This is a genomic window from Flavobacterium sp. WC2509, from assembly GCF_052683105.1.
In genome coordinates this window covers 2,333,704-2,354,422 of record NZ_JBQZFG010000001.1, presented here as the reverse complement: position 1 = coordinate 2,354,422, position 20,719 = coordinate 2,333,704, and the positions used below count along the sequence as shown (strand labels likewise).

General features: G+C 31.2%; 20 protein-coding genes. 6 read left to right on the top strand and 14 right to left on the bottom strand.

Going from position 1 to position 20,719, the window contains the following annotated elements; all coding sequences use genetic code 11:
- Genes ACUN3A_RS09840 through ACUN3A_RS09825 form a run of 4 tightly spaced genes read left to right on the top strand, consistent with a single transcriptional unit; the run spans position 1 to position 4,390 of the window.
- A complete protein-coding gene (locus ACUN3A_RS09840) occupies positions 1-1,473 on the top strand; it encodes a sensor histidine kinase (RefSeq protein ID WP_445551118.1) in 1,473 nt (490 codons plus the stop codon).
- A gap of 11 nt (positions 1,474-1,484) precedes the next feature.
- Positions 1,485-2,267, top strand: a complete 783-nt coding sequence (locus tag ACUN3A_RS09835) for an enoyl-CoA hydratase/isomerase family protein (protein WP_445551117.1) — start codon at positions 1,485-1,487, stop codon at positions 2,265-2,267.
- Between the two features lie 20 nt (positions 2,268-2,287).
- Positions 2,288-3,940, top strand: coding sequence for a hypothetical protein (locus ACUN3A_RS09830; RefSeq protein ID WP_445551116.1), 1,653 nt, complete (start codon positions 2,288-2,290; stop codon positions 3,938-3,940).
- 51 nt (positions 3,941-3,991) lie between these two features.
- Entirely contained in the window at positions 3,992-4,390 is a 399-nt protein-coding gene (locus ACUN3A_RS09825; RefSeq protein ID WP_445551115.1) for a hypothetical protein, read from the top strand.
- A 64-nt stretch (positions 4,391-4,454) separates the two neighbouring features.
- Here ACUN3A_RS09825 and ACUN3A_RS09820 read toward each other — a convergent pair whose 3' ends face one another.
- The 5 genes from ACUN3A_RS09820 to ACUN3A_RS09800 form a co-directional block, all read right to left on the bottom strand.
- Entirely contained in the window at positions 4,455-4,937 is a 483-nt protein-coding gene (locus ACUN3A_RS09820; protein ID WP_445551114.1) for an SRPBCC family protein, read from the bottom strand.
- Positions 4,938-5,103: 166 nt separating this feature from the next.
- A complete protein-coding gene (locus ACUN3A_RS09815; protein WP_445551113.1) occupies positions 5,104-5,691 on the bottom strand; it encodes a CBM96 family carbohydrate-binding protein in 588 nt (195 codons plus the stop codon).
- 197 nt (positions 5,692-5,888) lie between these two features.
- Positions 5,889-6,542 (bottom strand): HD domain-containing protein, encoded by a 654-nt coding sequence (locus ACUN3A_RS09810; RefSeq protein WP_445551112.1) that lies wholly within the window; start codon positions 6,540-6,542, stop codon positions 5,889-5,891.
- Positions 6,543-6,686: 144 nt separating this feature from the next.
- Entirely contained in the window at positions 6,687-7,673 is a 987-nt protein-coding gene (locus tag ACUN3A_RS09805; protein ID WP_445551111.1) for an acyl-ACP desaturase, read from the bottom strand.
- A gap of 13 nt (positions 7,674-7,686) precedes the next feature.
- Positions 7,687-8,421 carry a lysophospholipid acyltransferase family protein gene (locus ACUN3A_RS09800; protein ID WP_445551110.1) on the bottom strand — a complete coding sequence of 245 codons (735 nt, stop codon included), beginning with the start codon at positions 8,419-8,421 and terminating at the stop codon, positions 7,687-7,689.
- Between the two features lie 241 nt (positions 8,422-8,662).
- On the opposite strand from ACUN3A_RS09800, the gene rnpA reads away from it, so the two are divergent.
- Both rnpA and ACUN3A_RS09790 read left to right on the top strand, forming a co-directional pair.
- Complete coding sequence (gene rnpA / locus ACUN3A_RS09795; protein WP_445551109.1) at positions 8,663-9,067, top strand: ribonuclease P protein component; 405 nt, start codon at positions 8,663-8,665, stop codon at positions 9,065-9,067.
- 124 nt (positions 9,068-9,191) lie between these two features.
- Entirely contained in the window at positions 9,192-10,832 is a 1,641-nt protein-coding gene (locus ACUN3A_RS09790; RefSeq protein WP_445551108.1) for a S41 family peptidase, read from the top strand.
- On the opposite strand, the gene ACUN3A_RS09785 is transcribed toward ACUN3A_RS09790, so the two are convergent.
- From ACUN3A_RS09785 to ACUN3A_RS09745, 9 genes are all read right to left on the bottom strand, one after another.
- Positions 10,829-11,392, bottom strand: a complete 564-nt coding sequence (locus ACUN3A_RS09785; RefSeq protein WP_445551107.1) for a DUF4256 domain-containing protein — start codon at positions 11,390-11,392, stop codon at positions 10,829-10,831. The genes ACUN3A_RS09790 and ACUN3A_RS09785 overlap by 4 nt on opposite strands.
- 199 nt (positions 11,393-11,591) lie before the next feature.
- Positions 11,592-12,761 (bottom strand): FAD-dependent oxidoreductase, encoded by a 1,170-nt coding sequence (locus ACUN3A_RS09780; protein WP_445551106.1) that lies wholly within the window; start codon positions 12,759-12,761, stop codon positions 11,592-11,594.
- Positions 12,762-12,792: 31 nt separating this feature from the next.
- Positions 12,793-13,551, bottom strand: coding sequence for a DUF6597 domain-containing transcriptional factor (locus ACUN3A_RS09775; protein ID WP_445551105.1), 759 nt, complete (start codon positions 13,549-13,551; stop codon positions 12,793-12,795).
- A gap of 31 nt (positions 13,552-13,582) precedes the next feature.
- Entirely contained in the window at positions 13,583-14,029 is a 447-nt protein-coding gene (locus ACUN3A_RS09770; RefSeq protein ID WP_445551104.1) for a GNAT family N-acetyltransferase, read from the bottom strand.
- Positions 14,030-14,088: 59 nt separating this feature from the next.
- Entirely contained in the window at positions 14,089-15,057 is a 969-nt protein-coding gene (locus tag ACUN3A_RS09765) for a DUF4837 family protein (protein ID WP_445551103.1), read from the bottom strand.
- 34 nt (positions 15,058-15,091) lie between these two features.
- Positions 15,092-15,757: a 3-keto-disaccharide hydrolase gene (locus ACUN3A_RS09760; RefSeq protein ID WP_445551102.1), complete on the bottom strand. Its 666-nt coding sequence runs from the start codon at positions 15,755-15,757 to the stop codon at positions 15,092-15,094.
- A gap of 23 nt (positions 15,758-15,780) precedes the next feature.
- Positions 15,781-17,826, bottom strand: a complete 2,046-nt coding sequence (locus ACUN3A_RS09755) for a LysM peptidoglycan-binding domain-containing protein (RefSeq protein WP_445551101.1) — start codon at positions 17,824-17,826, stop codon at positions 15,781-15,783.
- A gap of 382 nt (positions 17,827-18,208) precedes the next feature.
- The gene (locus tag ACUN3A_RS09750) at positions 18,209-19,396 is read right to left on the bottom strand and encodes a phosphoglycerate kinase (protein WP_445551100.1); all 1,188 of its coding nucleotides are present in this window, start codon (positions 19,394-19,396) and stop codon (positions 18,209-18,211) included.
- A gap of 333 nt (positions 19,397-19,729) precedes the next feature.
- Positions 19,730-20,698 carry a PorP/SprF family type IX secretion system membrane protein gene (locus ACUN3A_RS09745; RefSeq protein ID WP_445551099.1) on the bottom strand — a complete coding sequence of 323 codons (969 nt, stop codon included), beginning with the start codon at positions 20,696-20,698 and terminating at the stop codon, positions 19,730-19,732.
- Positions 20,699-20,719 lie beyond the last annotated feature (21 nt).

Sequence of the window (20,719 nt, the reverse complement as noted above, 5' to 3'; positions counted from 1 at the left end):
ATGTCTAAAAGTTTTAAGATTCCGTTAATTTCATTACGTTTTAGAATCTTCCTTTCAATGGTTATATTAATCATTGCAACCTCACTTTTACTCATAACCATTTCTATTTTCCAATACAAAAATGTTGCCAAAGAATACAATCAAAGGCAAATAGAAAGTATGGAAGATTATGTAAACAAGCATATTACTTATGTGCTTTCTACGTCACCTTATCCTCTAACCAATGATAATTTAAAATTAATTTTTAAAGATAAAATCCACGAAATATCAGACATTCAAAATACTGAAATACAAATATATTCCTTAGATGGAACACTAATAAAATCGTCTAAAGAATCCTTTTCGGTAGAAGAACATTCTCCTAAAGTCTCCAAATTTATAGTTCGATTAGTCAATGCTTCCATAGAAAAAAGATTTGTTGAAGTCAATACTATCAATGGAATCAAGTATAGATCGTCTTATAGTCTTATAAAAAATAAAAAATTCAAACCTATTGCCATCCTAAAATTACCCGATATTCCAGATGATGGGTATTATGAAAAAGAACTGAACAATTTTCTGATTCACTTAGCTCAAGTCTATTTGCTAATGAATGCAATAGCCTTTGGACTGGCCTACATATTATCTTCATTCATAACCAAACCAATCTATGATTTTGCCGAAAAATTGAGAGAAACGAGTTTGAATCAGAAGAATGAAAAAATTCCATTTTCGGCGAAGATTAAAGAAATCAACATGTTATTGATTGCATACAACAGAATGATCGAAGAACTCGAAAGAAACGCTGTTGTACTGGCTCAAAACGAGCGTGATTTGGCTTGGAGAGAAATGGCCAAGCAGGTTGCTCATGAAATCAAAAATCCGCTTACGCCAATGCGCCTTACTATTCAAAGTTTTCAGCGAAAATTCAATCCTGAAGACCCTAATATCAGACCAAAACTTAATGATTTTGCAGAATCATTAATACAGCAAATAGACACGATGAGTTCGGTAGCTTCGGCTTTTTCTGATTTTGCTTCTATGCCCGCTCAACAAAACGAAATGCTGAATGTTGTTGAGGTAATAGAACTGACTTTGGATATTTTTAATGAAGATTATATCGTTTTTGAATGTTCGGAACAGGAGATTATTTCAAAAATTGACCGAACACAACTCATACGAATCATTACCAATTTGGTCAAAAATGCAACGCAATCTATTCCCGATGATCAAGAAACCAAAATGATACTGGTTACTGTAAAAAAGACAACAGACCAAGTTATTATTGCCATAAAAGACAATGGAACAGGAATAAATCCAATACATATTGAAAATATTTTTGAACCGAAATTCACAACCAAAAATAGCGGAATGGGTCTAGGTCTCGGAATTATAAAAAACATTATAGAAAACTACAACGGAACAATTACCTTTGAAACTAAATTTGGAAGAGGAACCATTTTTACAGTGACCCTACCCATTATTAACACCTAACATCAATCGAAATGAACTACGACAATCTTTTAATCTCTATTGAAGACAATATCGCAACAGTAGTTGTCAATAGACCAACCAAATTAAATGCTTTGAATATTGCAACTATAAATGATTTGCACAAAGCCTTTAAAGTATTGGGTAAAAACAAAGAAATCCAAGTTATTATACTTACAGGAAGTGGCGAAAAAGCGTTTGTTGCTGGTGCTGATATTTCAGAATTTGCACATTTCACAATTGAAGAAGGTGCGCAACTTGCTTTTCAAGGACAAGAATTACTTTTTACTTATATAGAAAATTTAAAAACGCCTGTTATTGCAGCAATAAATGGTTTTGCTTTGGGTGGCGGATTAGAATTAGCGATGGCTTGCCACATTAGAGTAGCATCTGACAATGCCAAAATGGGTCTTCCAGAAGTTTCTCTTGGTGTTATTCCTGGATATGGAGGAACACAACGTTTACCGCAATTAGTGGGTAAAGGCCGTGCTATGGAAATGATATTAACAGCCGAAATGATTACTGCCGATGAAGCCAAAAAATCTGGTTTAGTTAATCATGTAGTACCACAAACCGAATTAATTGAATTTGCAAACTCGATTGCTCAAAAAATTATAAAAAACTCTCCTTTTGCTATTGGTAGAGCGATAAAATCTATCAATGCTAATTTTGCTGAAGGTAAAAATGGTTATGAAACGGAGATAAAAAACTTCGGGCGTTGTTTTGGAACAGAGGATTTCAACGAAGGAACGAAAGCATTTTTAGAAAAAAGAAAACCTGTTTTTAAGGGGAAATAATATATCTATTTTTAACCTACATGAATAAATTAATTTTACTTTTTGCAGTTGTAATGGCTTCCTTTTCAGGTTTTGCTCAAAATATTCCTTTTAAAATTCAAAAAAGTGAGCTTTTTAAAGATGAATATAAAGAGTCACAAATAGTATTTTCTAAAGATGATGGAAATAACGGAATTTTAATAGTACGATCCTACGTAGGAAGTGGTGTTTCCACTAAAAATGGTTTTTACATAGAACATTATGATAAAAATTTAAAACTCATTAAAGAATTTGAATATGAGACAAAGCATATTTTAAGTGAAAAATCGAATGTAGTTATTGGAATCTGTTCATTCGACAATCAAATTCAAATAATTGAAATTTACCATGATTTAAAACAAAAAACATATATCTGCCAAGCAAATATTATAACAGAAGATTTTAAAATATCCAAAAAAGAATTATTTAGGTTAACAAAAGAAGAAGTAAAAAAAGTTGGTTATTTTAATTTAGAATCTGTTTTTAATGAACGAATTGGTAAACTTTGGACAAACGATAATTCTGGTGATTTAAACAGTCAAATTGATAATTCTTCCAATTTTAGTTTAAGTAATGAATTTCAAATGCCAAATGGTAATAGATCTGACATAGTAATGACAGTAAATGAAGCAAATAACGCTTTTGTTATTTCTATCGATTACAATGCTCAAAATTCAGAATATTTAAAGTTGTATTTATTTGACAATAAATTGAATAAAAAAATAGAAACTGAATTCACAAGAAACATTAAAGACAAAAAATACTTTTTTCAGAACATCCAAATCGATCCAAATGGAAGTTCAATCTATATATTAGGAAAAGCGTATTTAAACAACTCAGAGAAAAAAGAGGGTGGTAGATATTCATTTGAAATGACCAAAATTAGTTCTGAAGCTCAAAAATCTCAATTTATTGACACTAAAGAAAATTTTGTTGGCTCTTTAAAATCCATTTTTCATAATAATCAGCTTCTTTGCATTGGGTTTTATTCAGAAATCGATGATTATAAATATAAAGGAATTAGCTATTTTAAATTAGACACAAATTCTCTAGAAATTTTAAAATCAAAATACAATCCTTTTTCGGAACAATTTATGTTTGATAAATATGGAGAAGAAAAAGAGAAAGAATTGAAATATTTAACTTTTAAAAATTATTTTTTTACTAAAAATAATGAGCTATTTTTTAATGCTCAGGAAGAATATACAGTAACCACTAAACGTAATAATAGGGGCGAAATTGTAATATATTTTCCTTATGACGATATTGTCTCTGCAAAATTAAATAATGATGGTGATTTAGTTTGGGCAAGAAACATCAATAAAAGGCAAAGTCACCAAAATAGCAACAATGAAAATTTTGGATCTTATACAGCTACTATTCAAGAAGACAAACCTTGTTTTTTTATTAACTCTGGCGAAAAAATCAAAGAGTTAAAAAATCAAAGAATAGAATTCACTGACATTCCAAAGAATAAATCCAATTTAAACCTTATACGAGTAAATGAAAAAGGTGATTTCGAATATGAAAAAATCCTAGATGATGAAGAAAATGAAGTGCCATTTATGGTTGCGAAAGGTATTCCTTTGGGTAATTCCGTGTACTTCTTAGGAAAAAAAGGAAGCACAAAACAATTATTAAAAGTAACTTTGTGAGATTAAAATATCAAAATTATTATATATTCTAAAAATAAAAAACCAATCTATATGTCCTTCCAACCTGTATTTGCTGAATTCTGGGAAAAAGTAAAAGAAAGCATTGCTGATAAAACCTACGCCAAACTAACTTTGGCAAAAACTATTGGTGATACTGAGTTGAAAAATATCTATGTACGTCCTGTTCTATTGGAAAATGATGTATTTAGTCTTTCGATCATTGCTCGCTACAAAACAGAAGAAATCGAAAGTTTCCATTCATTGGAAGAAGCTTTTTTCGTTTTATCTCCGTATATGAATAATCCTTTTTTGACAGCATTATTATTCACTACAGAAAACGATATTACCTTCAAATTAAATAAAAAACGTGTTGGAAGTATTATAGAACAAGCACCAACTTTTAAGAGTGCTTCAGATGTGATTTTGGAAATGAAAGAGAAAGGACTTTAAATTTAATATGATAATTTTCAGATGGCAATATACTCAATACAGTTATCTGAAAATTGCTAAGTTTCTACTCTTTCCCGTGCTGCATGAGCTCTTTTGGAAATTTATCTAAAATAAGATTGAGATTTATATTGTGTTCCAAATATGCTTTGAGTCCAGCCAAAACGATTGTAAATCCACCTGTTGAATCTTTAATTGCTTCTAACAATTCGTCACCGGTTTTATCAAAACCATAATGTTTAATACTAACAAAAGTCGATCCGTCGCTTAGTGTTTTGAAATTAAAATCAACAAGAGTTGGCACTTCCGAAGTAAACCACTCAATAACTATTTTTTGATTCGGAATAACCTCTTTGGTCACTACTTTGGTTGAAAAATTATACATTTCCCATTCCCAAATTACTGTTTTACCTACTTCGAGTTTGTCACTGCCTTTTGTAAACCAAAAATGTTTTGTCACTTCTGGATCAACGAAAGCTTGAAAAACTTCTGAAACAGGCTTTCTAATTAGCAAATCAGCTTCTGAACATTTTAAATTACTTTCTGACATATCTGATTGGTTTTGAAAAAGTTGAAATTCTACTATCTAAAAATCTATATTTCAACATTAAATATACTAAAAGAAGTTTTATGAAACGAATTCCATAAAACTTCTTTTAAGCAACCAAACATAAAAAGTTCCAAAAGATTTTAATCAATCTTTTTCAATATTACATCTATTCAAAAGATAAATAAGCTGAATCTTTTAATGATTTTTCTTTTGTAGCCGCCATAGCACTTATAGTATTCTTAGTACTAACAAGAGCTAGAGTAATTGTGTTTTTCTTACTGTCTTTTGCCAATTTTTTAAATTCATCCGCTTTTAATTCTACTGTATACAATCCATCTTTATTAGATTGAGGAATTAATGAAACACCAAGCAAAGTTCCTAATTTTGGTGCTGAAAATGCTGTGATTTCATTTTCATTCCATGAGCTATCTTCAATAGAATAAATTTCAAGATTTAAAACGTCATTTGGTTTATCCTTACTTTGAAAAACTTTTAAATTAACATTTAAAGCTATATATACTGCTGATTTAATATTTCTAGGCAATTCGAATTTTAAAAAGGAAGTACGAGCATATTTATTACCGAGATCCGAATTCGCAATCATTAGTTTTAAAGGATCTGTTTTACCTAAAGCAGCGTTAACCGTTTCACCTCCCTGGATATAAGCATCTTCTATTACATTAATTCTTTCTTGAGCCTGAACAGATGTACCAAAAATTAACAATACAAATATTGTTTTAAATACGTTTTTCATATAAATTTATTTTAATTACGAAATTAGATTTGGAACCAAAATTAAATAAACCAATAAAAAGCAAGGAGTATAATCATCTCTATTTGGATGAAAATCTTCCTGAAAACATATTGTATTTTTTATTATTTTAAAAATTTAATAACTCAAATTGAAGCACTTAAATCCCTTCATTCAATTATTAGAATATTACTACTCACTTATAGCTCCCCATCCCATTCGGCATAAAACTGAGCTAAAAAACCTTGCATATAATTATGTCTTTTTTGGGAAATTTGTTTTCCGGTTTCGGTATTCATTTTGTCTTTTAGCAATAATAACTTTTCATAAAAATGATTGATTGTTGGCGCCTGAGTATTTTTATACTCTTCCTTGGTCATACTCAATTGTGGCGCTATTTCGGGATTATGCATCGCTCTATTTTTAAATCCGCCGTAGTTGAACGCTCTAGCAATTCCAATAGCTCCTATTGCGTCTAAACGATCCGCATCCTGAACGATATCCAATTCGATAGACGAGAATTGCTTTTCGTTATTTCCGCCTTTAAAAGAGATGTTATTGATGATTTGGATAACATGTATAATAATATCTTCTGAAACACCTTCTTTTTCCAGAAATTCACGCGCTACTTTTGGACCAACAGTTTCGTCTCCACCGTGAAATTTACTATCAGCGATATCATGAAGTAAAGCTCCGAGTTTAACGACTGTTTCATCACAGCTTTCTCCTTTTGCAATTAAAAGTGCGTTTTTATACACTCGCTGAATGTGAAACCAATCATGACCTCCTTCGGCATTGGCTAATTTTTCTTTTACAAAAAGGATGGTTTTATTTATTAGATCTGGATTACTCATTTACTGTTTTATATTTATAAAAAAAGCTGATTTTTAAAGTCTAAACCTCAAAAATCAGCAATGTTAATTTTAATATCAAAAATCAATATCAATTGCAATGTCAATTTTAAAAAAATCTAAAATCTGAGTTCTGCAATCTTAAATTTACAATCTAGCCGGTTCTACCCATTTAAATTGAAATGATTCTGTTGGAATAACCAATCTTTCTGAAATTTTCGCCATTCTAGAAGGCAATTTCATCAAGTAATCACGGGCTTTTTCTGCTTCATCAGTTAAACCACCAATTTTGTCGATTTCCCATTTTTCAACTAATTTCTGCATAATATCTACATAATCGTTGGCGGTATACACCCCAATTCGTTGTGCAGAATCAGAAAAATGTTCGAATGCGGAGCTTATTTTTTGTCCAGATTCTCTCAAGAAGTGGGCAGGCATTACAATTTTTGCTTTCATCATGTATTGAAACGCAAGCATCATTTCGCTTGGATCCAATTTAAAAATTTCGGTTACAAAATGGCTGTATGCGTGATGGTGACGCATTTCATCTCCAGCAATCATTTTGCACATTTTGGATAATTTTTTATCACCATAAGATTTAGCCAACTGCGAAACTCTGTTGTGAGATACATAAGTCGCTAATTCTTGAAAACTAGTGTACACAAAGTTTTTATATGGATCTCTTCCGGTTCCAATATCGAAACCATCACTAATTAAATGCTGTGTTGTCATTTCGATTTCACGCATGTTTACACGCCCTGACAAATACAAGTATTTATTCAGTAAATCACCATGACGATTTTCTTCACCAGTCCATTGGCGAACCCACTGAGACCATGAATTTCTACCTTCATTGTCAACACCTTCTAGTTCCATTAACCAGTTTTCGTAGGTTGGCAAGGCTTCTTCGGTAATCATATCACCCACCATCGCAACCCAGTAATCATAAGGCAAATCTTTAGAGATTTCTCTTAATTCTTTTACTTCTTCTAGAAAATTATCACTTTCTGAATTAGGCAAAAAGTCAGATGGCTGCCAAATCTGCTCCACAGGGATTAGATATTGGTCCATAAATCCCTCTACTTTATTTTCTAGAAATTGCATAACTTCTAGACGAATGTTTTTTATAGACATTATATACTAATTATTAAATTTTTATTCCGTTTACAACAGCTGATTCTGTTTTTTGCATGATCTCTTTAAACTCAAAATCTTTAACTGCAAATGATTCATGTACCACAAAGGTAATATGATTTCCTAAACCATAAGGAAAAGAGCCGTATTTTAAAAGTTTCCACGAGTTATTAATACTTATGGGAACGATATGTGCCGATGGGGCATTTTTACATAAAATTTTCAAACCTGTTTGAGCAAATTCCTTTGGTTTTCCGTTTCGGCTTCGTGTCCCTTCAGGAAAAATTACCGCCGAACGTTTATGCTGTTCAATATAATCTGCTATTTTTTTGATGGCAGGTATAGCTTGTTTCGGATCTTTTCTATCTATAACTACCGATCCTCCATGTCTCAAATTATAAGAAACACTTGGAATTCCTTTTGCTAATTCTTTTTTACTTACGAATTTGGGATGAGACCTTCTCAAAAACCAAATCATTGCAATAATATCATATAAACTTTGATGATTGGCTACAAAAATAACTGGCACTCCTTTTGGAATACTTTCTCTATTCTCAAAACTAAAAGTAGTTCCTAAAATAATAACAATTTGTAACAATACAAAGTTCAGATAATCAACGCTTTTTTTATGAGCTTGATACCCAAAAACGTTTAAACAAATCCATTGAATTGGATGAAAAATCACCAAAGTCAATAAAATTAACACCAAAACGATAAAAGATAATGGATACGAAATTAACTTCTGCATACTTTTAAATTTGCCACAAAAGTAGTAAATATATTTTTAGTCTATTTATAACTATTCCAAATTAATAAATGAAAATATACTCTTTTGAAAGACAACAATTTAAGAAATTTTTTGATATAAATAAACAAAACACAAACAAATTTTCACGCTTAATACTTATTCGGCAACATAAAAAACCATCTATTGTACGACCGCACATTAATTGTACCTTTGCTCTACAATAACGCATCTATTTTATAAAATGAATTTTACCTATCCTAAAAGCGAAAAACTAAAAAGCAAAATCACTATTGGTTTATTATTTACCGAAGGCAAATCGGTGGCAAAATATCCTTTGAGATTAGTTTACAATACTGGAACTTTTGGTAAAGAAGAAAAAATAAAAATTGGCGTTTCAGTTTCAAAAAAATACTTCAAAAAAGCAGTGGACCGTAATTATTTCAAAAGAGTATTGCGAGAAACCTATAGACTCAATAAACATTTACTAATTGACAATCTAGATCAACCATATTCTTTTATGCTATTTTACCAATGTAAAGACCGATTGACTTTTGAAGAAATCAATACTAAAACTATACAGTTATTTGAAAAATTCGCGTTGCAGATAAAGCAGTCAGATTTAAATTCAGAAAAAAAGCAACAATAAATTTTTAGCAGTCAAATTAAAATCTACATTATTTAGCTGACGTATTTTACATTTGAGGCCAATAAAATAAACCTTTGTTACATTTAATTATTATTTTAGTACAATAAAATCAATCCCTTTGAAAATGAGAACGAATTTTTTCCAAAAAAAAGTCATTATACCTGTAGTTGCATCCGCATTTTTGTTTGTGGGGGTAAGTTTCAAAGACGACTATTTTGAGATTGCCAAACAATTGGAAATTTTCACAACCATGTTCAAAGAATTGAATAAGAATTATGTGGATGAAACCACTCCAGCTGAGTTGATGAATAACGCCATCAAGGGAATGTTGAATTCTCTTGACCCTTATACCGTTTATTTTAATGAACAAGAAGTGCTTAAGTTTAAGATTAACAATACAGGGGAATATACAGGAATTGGAGCATTAATTACTCGCGAAAATGATAAATTAATTATAAAAGAACAGTATAAAAATTTTCCTGCCGATAAAGCTGGTCTCAAAGCTGGTGACGAAATCATTCAAATTGGAGACACACCATTAGCCGATTTTAAAGATGATGCTTCACAGCTTCTAAAAGGATCTAAAAACACTAAAATTGACATCAAATACATTCGCCAAGGAAAAACCTATTCGACGGTTATTGTTTTGGATGAAGTCGAAATCAAATCGGTTCCTTATTTTGCTAAGATTGATGATAAAACGGGTTACATTGTTTTAGCTCATTTCAACAAAAAAGCTTCTTCTGAAACCAGAGAAGCACTAGAACAATTAAAAAAACAAGGTGCCGAAAGAATTGTTTTGGATGTAAGAGGAAATCCTGGTGGATTATTGAACGAAGCGGTAAACATTTGCAACATTTTTGTACCTAGAAATGAAATCATTGTAACAACCAAGTCCAAAGTTGAAAAGCACAACAACACTTATAAAACCACACAAGAGCCAGTAGATACTACAATTCCTTTGGTGATTTTAGTAAATGGAAGAAGTGCATCTGCCTCAGAAATTGTTTCGGGAGCTTTGCAGGATTTAGATCGTGCTGTGATTTTAGGAAGCCGTAGTTTTGGAAAAGGATTGGTACAAAAACCAATAGATCTCACCTATGGAACTCAACTAAAAGTAACAATTTCCCGTTACTATACACCTTCAGGAAGATGTATTCAAGCTTTGGATTATGCGCATAAAGACAAAAACGGCGTGGCCACCAGAACTGATGCTAAAAACTACAACACCTTTAAAACCAGAAAAGGAAGAACCGTATATGATGGCGGTGGTGTTTTGCCAGACATCGAAATGGAAGAAACAAAAACGAGTCCTATTGCCAATGCCTTATTAAAAAACGATGGCATTTTTGATTACGCAACTAGTTATTATTACAAAAATCCAAATTTAGGAGCAAAAATCCCTGTAATCACAGATGCTGATTATACTGATTTTAAAAATTATCTAAAAACTAAGAAAATCAATTTTGATACTGAAACAGAAATAGCTTTAAAAAACACTTTGGCTACAGCCAAAAAAGAAAAATTAGATGAAGCAATTACTGCAGAGTATCAACAATTGCTTACCGCACTTCAAAAATCGGAGAATGTATTATTAGACAAAAATCAAAAGGAAATAAAAGGATTGCTTCTGGACGAAATCATCAAGCGGTACCAATACCAAGAAGGACTTTATGATTATTACATAAAGAACAATCCTGAAATCAAAAAGGCAGTTAGTATTCTGAATTCAACACCAGAATATAATTCGATTTTGAAAATTTAAACTCTAAGCGAACCTCGAAATCCTCTGGCGGCGTAATAAGAATCCGCTCCATTGTGATATATAAACACAGTTCCGTATCGGTAATCGGCAAAGATTGCACCTCCTAGGTTTCTAATATCTGCTGGTGTTGCAATCCAGCTAGATGTTTTATTGTCAAACTTCCCTAGTTGCTGTAAGTCTCTATATTGTTCTTCTGATAAAAGTTCTACACCCATTCTAGCTGCCACTTCCACGACACTATCAGTGGGTTTATTAGCTTTCCTTGCATCCAAAGCTTTTCGATCATAACAATAACTTCTTCTGCCAGAAGGACTTTCGACGGAACAATCGAAGAAAATATATTCGTCAATCTTATTATCATATCCTACAACATCTGGTTCTCCACCTGTTTCTTCCATTTCATTCAATACCCATAATTTTTCAGAATTAGCTTCTAATTTTACCTGAATATTTTTCCATTCGAGATTTTTATGGCGATCACTGTTTTTCTCAAAACGATCTTTTAATATCTTTAATAATTCTATTTTTTTCTTTTCTAACAATTCTTTTTTAGCTCCCATTGTTCCAATTTTTTTAATTATAACCGAATAAAAAATTATCGCTATTTTACGATAATATCAACATGCTTAAGGTGTTTGTAAATAAAACACTTTATAAAATTATTAACTATGCCTTAATTCAAAATTACAATAGAATTTCCAAAGTGCTATTATTTGTTACTACTCTTTGTTCCAATTCATTCCCAAAACCAATTGCTTTTTAGTTTGGCATTTGATTAAACATTTCTGTTATTTTTTTTAGTCCTTCAGGCGAGTGCATCCAATCAGTGTTATCCATTGTTTCCTTTCCAACTTCCGCAAATCTTTCGAACATTTGTTTCTCATAATGAGCTATTGCCGATTTTAAATCAATATTATCATCTTTAGTCAAACTTTCGCTTAATTGTAAAGCATCTAGCATGGCCATATTTACGCCTTCACCTGCAAAAGGAGGCATTAAATGTGCTGCATCACCAATTAATGTGATATTGGATTGTGCTTCCCAAGATTGGTTCAATGGCATGCAATACAAAGGATTTGGAACAAGATAATTTTTCTCAGCTTCGAATAATTCAAGCCAAATATTGTCCCACTTCGAGTATTCTTTCTTAAACCATTTTAAAACATGTTGATTATTTTTAAAATCTATATCATTATTTTTAATCCAATCAACATCCACATTCCAACCAGCATAAAAATCCAAACTACCATCACCTTTAGCACTTACACTCAATGTTTTTGAATCACCAAAACCCATAATTTTTCCGCCTTGTAGCAGGTCATTAATTCTAGGAGTATTCTTTTCTGCATCATAAATATTTCCCATTAATACAGTTACACCAGAATAAAAAGGCTTAATTGGAGTTACAAATGGACGAATTTTGGAATTAGCACCATCTGCGCCAATTACGATATCGGCAATGACAGTATTTCCATTTTCAAAAATAATTTTCCATTGATTATCGATTTCTTCAAGCGAAAAAACATGACTATTCCAAACAACGGTATCTTCCGATAGAGAATCTAATAAGAGATTACGCAATGGTCCACGGTCAATTTCGGGTCTGAACCATTCATCGCCAAAATCACCTTTAGCTTCATTATCATGTTCATCAAAAAAGATTTTTGCATTTTCATCAACAACACGAAGTCGGTCAGCATTAGGTCTGTAATTTGCTTTGAAAACATCCATCAAACCTGCCGCTTCCAATGCTTTTAATCCCGATTCATGATGTAAATCAAGTGTTGCGCCTTGAGCTCTTACCTCTCTATTGAAATCTCTTTCGTATACATTTACAGTAGCACCTTTATTTTGTAAAAGCCTAGCTAATGTTAATCCACCAGGGCCTCCGCCAATAATAGCAATTTTTTTATTTTTTAGTAAATTCATTTTACAGTGATTTTATAATTACAATGCAAAATTACTTCTTGGGTAAATCTAAAAATTGTACAAATCGGTCATTCTCATTCTTATTTAATTCTTTTGGTGTTAAACCAGAATGTTTTTTGACAGTTTTTATAAAATGGGCTTGGTCTGCAAAGTTAAGTTCCGGGAAAAATTTACCTTCTTTGATTTGCGGTAATGATGCTTTGAACCGCAGAATATTGCAATATTCTTTCAATGAAATCCCAATATATTTACTAAAGTAACGATTGATTTCTCGGCTTGACCAAAATGATTTCTCTGATAATTCTTTCACAGTCATTGAACCATCTGATGCATAAATGTATTCAAATAATTTACGCTTTTTATCCTCGACTTTTTTATCTTTTAGAATACTGAGCATCTTTTGAGAAATCTTCTTTACAAAATGATCAAAGTCATTTAAATCATCAATAGTAATGTTCCAAAAATTGTCAGGAAGAAATAATGGAATATTTTGTTGATCTGCAACCGATGTTTCAAGAATATATTCAACGGCAAGTAATTTGAAACTAACTGCAAAAATGGTCGTTTTTACAGCAAACAGGGTTTGCGAAGATTGCCTGTCTAAGTCCATAAGCATAGCATTCAAAGGCTCAGTCTCAGAAAAAGTAAAAAGCACATCAACTCTACCATCTGGCAAAGTAGCAATATCTTTTTCATTATCTGAATTATTGATGAGCATCCAAAAACTTCCTACAAACTCAGAAAGTTCAGGACTTGGTAATGCTGTCTTTAAAACTAACTCCTTTATCACAGCTTAGTTGTTTCAGGTTTATTTGGAAAAATTAGTTCTTAATCATTACAATATGCGGAATATCATCTTCAAGATACATTTCGCTTGATTGTACAAAACCTTGTTTCTCGTAGAATTTCTTCAAATACAATTGAGCTCCAATAGTGATTTGGCTTTCGCTAAAATGTTCAAAAACACCTTCAATGGCTCTTTGCATCAAATCATGTCCCCATTTTCGGTCTCTGTAATTAGAATCTACTGTCACTCTTCCGATGGAAGCAGTATCAAAAGAAATACCCGCTTTTAAAAGTCTTGCATGAGCAACAATTTTATCTTCATAAATTCCAAAAAGATGTAAAGCCACTTTGTCCTTCCCATCCAAATCAAGGTAGACACAGTTTTGCTCTACTACAAAGATCTTACTTCGTAATTGAAGTATATCGTATAATTCGGTTACCGTTAATGCCTCAAAAGGCTTTATTTTCCATTCTATAGACATCTGAGGAAATATTATTTGTTTTTTATAATTTAGAAAGTAAAATCATTATTTCTAAAAAATCAATTTAACTGCACACTTTTAATTATAGTCTCTAATTCATGCATGTAATCACGTTGCTCTTTTGAAGGAATGTAACAAAATCCTTCTAGAAAAATAATTCGATTATTTTTTGAATCCACAATTAAATAATTAATAAATGCACCAAACATAAAATTATCTTTCAATCGCCAAGTCCCTTTAGTTTCATACGTTAGTTTGCCATCAAGAGTGATTTTGGATTGATAAATAGGATAGGATTTATCAATATAAAAACCAGAAGTTGCATCTTTCCCTTTTATGTATAAAGCCCCTATTGAATCGTGAATTTGTATAACTTTTTCCAAAACATTGTCATTAGAATGAATAACACTTATCGGCAATTGAGTAATGAGCAAACTTGTATTCCCACTAGTAAATTCATTTTTAAGCCAAATAAAACTTGTGTTTTTTAAAGCATAAGAATAACTTTTAGGAATTTTTAAACGAAGTTGAAATTGCTTTTGAATTACTAATGGGTTGAGTAACGAATCATTTAGCAAAAGTTGATGCGATTTGATTTCTTCTTCTTGAATGCTTTTAATAATTTGTGGAGCTCTTTTCTCAATAATATCCAATATATCTGAAATGCTTTTACCAGTAATATGAATCGCATTTTGAGGCGTAGCGTATTGATTTTTATTGATCTTAAAATAATTTTCATTTCCAATTTTAACAACAATAACAGTTCTGCTTTTGGTAACAAAACCTTCCATTACATGAATTGGATACTGATTAATATCGAATTGAGGTTCTTCTTTAGACAGACCTTCTACTGGACTAGCAAATTTATTTCGGATACTATCCCCAATTATACCATTCCACAACTGATCGTCAATAACTATCGAAATAGAATTAATCTTAGCTGTTGAAGGTCTAGTACTGTTTTCATTTTTCTTAGAACAAGAAAAAAACAAGAATGTTACCAAAGAAAAAAAGAAAATTTTATTCATTGATTAGATAGTTATTCATCAAAGAAAAAAAGACTTAATTTTCGTCTTTAGAAATATTTTTTAATTTAAATTTTCTAAAATCAATTGGCGAACCCTCATAATTCAAAGAAATTTTACCTTCCGTAGAAGAAGCTTCGGTACATTGATTCACTAGCTTACCATTCAAATATTGAGTGATTTTTCCATTAAATGAGCGAATCAAAACTTGATTCCATTCCCCGTAAGGATTTTCGTTAGCACTAAATTTAGGTGAAACCACACTTGCACCCGCTTCCACTAATTTACCGTTTACTACCGCTGTTATATTATCTAAAAAAATAAAATCCCCAGTAGTATTCTCTTTCATTTGAAATTGAATTCCTTTTGGCCAGATATGATCAGGAGAATCAGTTGGTATATTGTACATCACCCCACTGTTTTTAGTAGCTGAACCTCTTTTATATTTTTCTTCTATATTCCATCTAAATTCAAGACTCAATTCGAAGTTTTTATAGCTTTTTTCAGTTATTAGATAACCAATATTCTCTCCATACATTCGAATCATATCATCACTAAAATCATAGACTTCTGATGAAATACTTTTTTGATTATTTGTTTTGGTAAAAGCATACCAGTTGTTCTTAGAGAACTTTTTATCTTGAGCAGCACATGAATTTAAAAGCAAAAGAAGCGCAAAAGCGAAGGTGGTTTTTTTTAGCATTAAGATATAATTTTAAACGAAGTCTATCCTTTTATTTTTAAACCCATACCAGGTTTTAAGTCATCAGCCGTAATGTTGTTCCATTTTTGCAAATCAGATACGGTAACGCCAGGATATTTTTTTGAAATACTGAACAATGAATCTCCTTTTTGAACTAAATAATTAGTCTCTGCATTTTTTGAAGAAGTAGTTGTTTCTTTTTTCTTGAATGAATCTACAGTAGCATAATTAGTATTAATTGCGATTTCATTTTTGGCAACAATTAAAACATTCCCAAGAGCTAGATTATTAGAGTGTAAATTGTTCCAGCTTTTTAATTCAACTATTGAAGTACCAAATTTTTTCGAAATACTCCCAAGGTTATCTCCCTTTTGAACTTCATATCTAATATCTCTCAGTTCTGGAGCAACTGGAGCTACGACGGCAACTGCTTCATTAGTTTCAACAGCAACATTACTTACTTGTATTGAAGCTCCTAATTTTATGCTTGCAGAAGTTAAATGATTCCATTCTTTAATTTCCGCTACAGTTGTATTGTATTTCTTAGCAATAGTGTTCAAGTTATCTCCTTTTTGAACTATATAGAAATTGGAAGCATTAGCAGTAATTAATGAATCCTTTTTTTCAACTGAAATTTTAGATTCTGTTGTCGCTACATTAGTATTATCCTTAACAACAATTGCCTTATTTTTATCCTGATTTGAAGCTAAAGCTATATTGGTATCAGTTTCTTTATCAGAAATAATTTTTAATGATTTACCTGCTGCTACAGAATTTCCATTAATACGGTTCCACTTTTTTAAATCAGAAATATCAACATTATTTCTGCTAGCAATATCACTTAAATTGTCACCCTTCTTGACTTTGTAATACCTGACTTTACTATTCGATGCTAAAGCTGTAGAATCTTTTATGAAAGCATTTTTCTTATTCTGATTTGTTTTTTCTTTCTTATCCAATTCGTATTGAACGTAAGCATATATTTTATCTTCATTAGAAGTAAAAACAGCGACTTTGCAAGAAGGAAGTCTTAAGTAATGATTTTTACCTTCATAACTAGGAATAACATTACGCTTGTAAGAGGGGTTTAAAGCTTGTAATTGCTCAATAGGAATATCTAATAAATTAGAAATTTGAGCAAAAGACATTTCTTTTTTCACCATTACGGTATCGGTTTCAAAATGTCTAACTAAAGCTTGTTTAGGATTGATTCCATGTTCTTTATGGTATTCATAAATGTACATAGTAGCAAGAAATGCAGGAACATAACCTTGAGTTTCTAACGGTAAGTTCTTTTTGATATTCCAAAAATTTTGTTGCCCACCAGAACGACGAATCGCCTTTGTAACATTTCCTGGGCCTGAATTATACGAAGCTAAAACTAAGTTCCAATCATTAAATATGGCAAACATATTGGTCATATACTGAGCTGCTGCTTCGGATGCCTTTAAAGGATCAGAACGTTCATCTATATAAGAATCTATATTTAAATTGTATTGTTTTCCAGTTTGGTACATGAATTGCCACAATCCTGTTGCACCTACTTTGGAAACTGCTTTTGGATTCAATGCCGATTCTACAACAGCTAAATACTTAATTTCTAAAGGAACATTTTGCTTTGCTAGCGCTTCTTCGAAAATAGGGAAATAATATTGGGCGACTGCCATTTGATTGGCGAAAGCTTTTTTTCTGTTTTTAAGGAAGGACTTTATTAAATTTTCTAAACCTTGATTGTATTCGATGTCAAAAGGAGATTTGGCATCCATTGCAGCTAATCGAGATTTTAATAATTCGGTTGGTAGCTCTTTATCAATATCTTTATCAACATTTACAGTATTTATTTCAGTAGCCCAATTATTGTAAATATCAAGAGAATTACCTATTTGGTTCATCCATAGACTATCACTTTTGACAGTACGATTGTAAGATACGAAAGAGTTTTTTATAGAATCTAAATATGAAATTGGTTTTGGTACACTTTCACCTTCTAAATTTCCAACAGCATTCTGGGAAAATCCACAAATAGTGAACATCAAAAAAAACGAAAGTGTGATATTTTTTATTTTCATAACAGTATTTTAATTTGCTATTATTCAGATTCTTAGAAATAAATTTATGCAAAATTAGAAGGTATTCTCTAAACAAAATCATAAATAATGTTAAATATACAAATAAAATCGTCGTTTAACCTAATTTATGACCATTTGTGAGGAAAAAATTTCAAAAAATGCAATTAAAAAAACCGTAAAAAGGTAAAATATTTAAAAAAAAACTTAAAATAAAACCTCAAAAAGGCTTTTAAATGAACTACTAAAAATTGATTTACAATTTGATAACGTAAAATATTGACATTTAGTATTTTATTAAATAAAAAAACCTCTAATTGCATATTTAGCAACTAGAGGTTAGTATAAAATAAATTATTTAAAACTTAATAAGATAATAAACTTCTTAGTCAAGTATAGCTGCAATTCCAGGTAAAGTTCTACCTTCTAACATTTCTAGCATAGCACCACCACCAGTAGAAACATAACTCATTTTGTCTTCAAAACCGAATTGTTTTACGGCAGCAACTGAATCTCCACCTCCTACTAATGAGAAAGCTCCATTTTCAGTAGCTTCAGCGATATAATCACCTAATGCAATAGTTCCTTTTGAAAAAGTTTCCATTTCGAAAACCCCCAAAGGACCATTCCATAAAATTGTTTTAGATGCTAAAATTACCTTTTTGAAATTTTCCAAAGATTTAGGACCTGCATCCAAACCTTGCCATCCATCAGGAATTTCTCTTACATCTACAACTTGAGTATTTGCAGTATTTGAGAAATCATCAGCAGCAATTACATCAACAGGAATGTGAATTTGAACTCCTTTTTCTTTAGCCAATCTTAAAATTTCAAGAGCTAATTCTTGTTTATCATCTTCACAGATAGATTCTCCTATTTTACCTCCTTGTGCTTTGATGAAAGTAAAAGTCATTCCACCACCAATAATCATGTGATCAACTTTATCAAGAATATTTTCAATAACTGTAATTTTAGAAGAAACTTTAGAACCTCCTAAAACTGCAACTACAGGTTTTTCACTGTTTTTTAAAACTTTATTTAAGCTTTCAATTTCTTTAGCCAATAATGTTCCGAAACATTTTTCAGTTGGGAAAAACTGTGCAATAATAGTTGTAGAAGCATGTGCTCTGTGTGCAGTACCAAAAGCATCGTTAACATAAATATCTCCAAGTGAAGCTAATTCTTTTGCAAAAGCAACATCTCCAGCTTCTTCTTCATCATGAAAACGTAAATTTTCTAATAATAATACTTGTCCTGGTTGCAAATTTTTGGCAGCTTCTTGAGCTTCAGCACCAATGCAATTGGCAGCAAATTGTACAGGCACACCTAAAATATCTGAAGTAGTTTTTAGGATATGTTTTAATGAATATTTTTCTTCTGCTCCTTTTGGTCTTCCTAGGTGTGACATTAAAATAACACTACCACCATTCGATAAAATATAATCGATAGTTGGCTTTGCAGCTTCGATACGAGTAGCATCTGTTACATTAAATTTTTCGTCTAATGGCACGTTAAAATCAACTCTTATTATTGCCTTTTTATTATTAAAATCAAAATCATTCAAAGTCTTCATGGTTCTTTTTTTTAGTTGTTTTTAAAAGAATGCCAAAGATATAACTTTTAAATAAGTATTAAATTTGATATTCCTAAAAAAATATGAAATTACCAACGAAATCGATGTAAATAGAAAATAAATATAAAGAATTTATGATGATTGAAATTAATAACCATTAGAAATACTGTATTCTCCTAGATAAAACTAAAAATCGATAACAAAATAACGAACAGATGGGACTGATAATTGAAATTCAAACTATAATAAAAGTTAATCATATCAATAAAAAACCCTATTAAATCCTTAGAAAAGGAATCAATAGGGCTTATTATTTATTATAAAAAATATTATCTAATCATGCACAGGTCCTTGGGTACATGGACAGTTGCTTAGTCCTTGCAAGAATCTGAATCCAATTGTAAAAGAATGGGTTCCAGAATTACGAGTTGCCAAATCATTGGTTAATGTTACTTGATAAGAATAACCCATTGAAAAATATCCTTTAGAAAATCCAATTATTGGACCTATTCCTAGTGGCTGACCAATCTGATCATTCAAAAAACGATAACTTGCTCCCACCCAATAATAATCTTCATATCTATTGAATTGGCGATACTTAATATTTAAATCCGTATTGGAACGTCCATCACTTTGAAATAATTGATAAAAAACAGATGGTTCTAATTCTTGTCTATCTCCAATATTAAATACATATCCTGAATACAATTGATAATTAGAAAGCAAATTAGGCTCCAGTTTTGTTGTTGTAAAATCGAGGTTTTTTTGCAAAATATTGGTAGCAGTTGCGCTTGCATAAAACCCTCTGTTACGGTAAAGAAATCCAACCTCAAAGTTATTGTTAACCGTTGAGCGATTGTCTGTTATACCTGGATCATTTGCCATAGAGGTACCATTTAAATTAGGAAGATCTATTCGAAAGGTATTATAAATATACGAAAGACCAAATGAAAGATATTGTTTAGTATAATAGTCCAAAATGATATGATGAGCAAAAGTAAGCTTCCCTCCGGCTTGTTTGGTATCTCCATTGGAATCATTATACAAAGTAAGTCCTAATCCAGATTGGTCTAATACTCTAAAATCGGCATAAAGTGCCTGACTTCTAGGAGCATCTGCAACACCAACCCACTGCTGATATCCATTAAGGTTAATTCTAAAATTATCACCAATTCCAGCATAACTGGGTGAAACGACAAACGGGTTATCAGCTAAATATTGAGTAGCTACTGGAACATTCAACTCTTGACTGTAACCTGCTGTTACAGTCAAAAGCAAAATGCTGATTAGTATTTTTTTCATTTTATTTTTTTTCATTTTAAT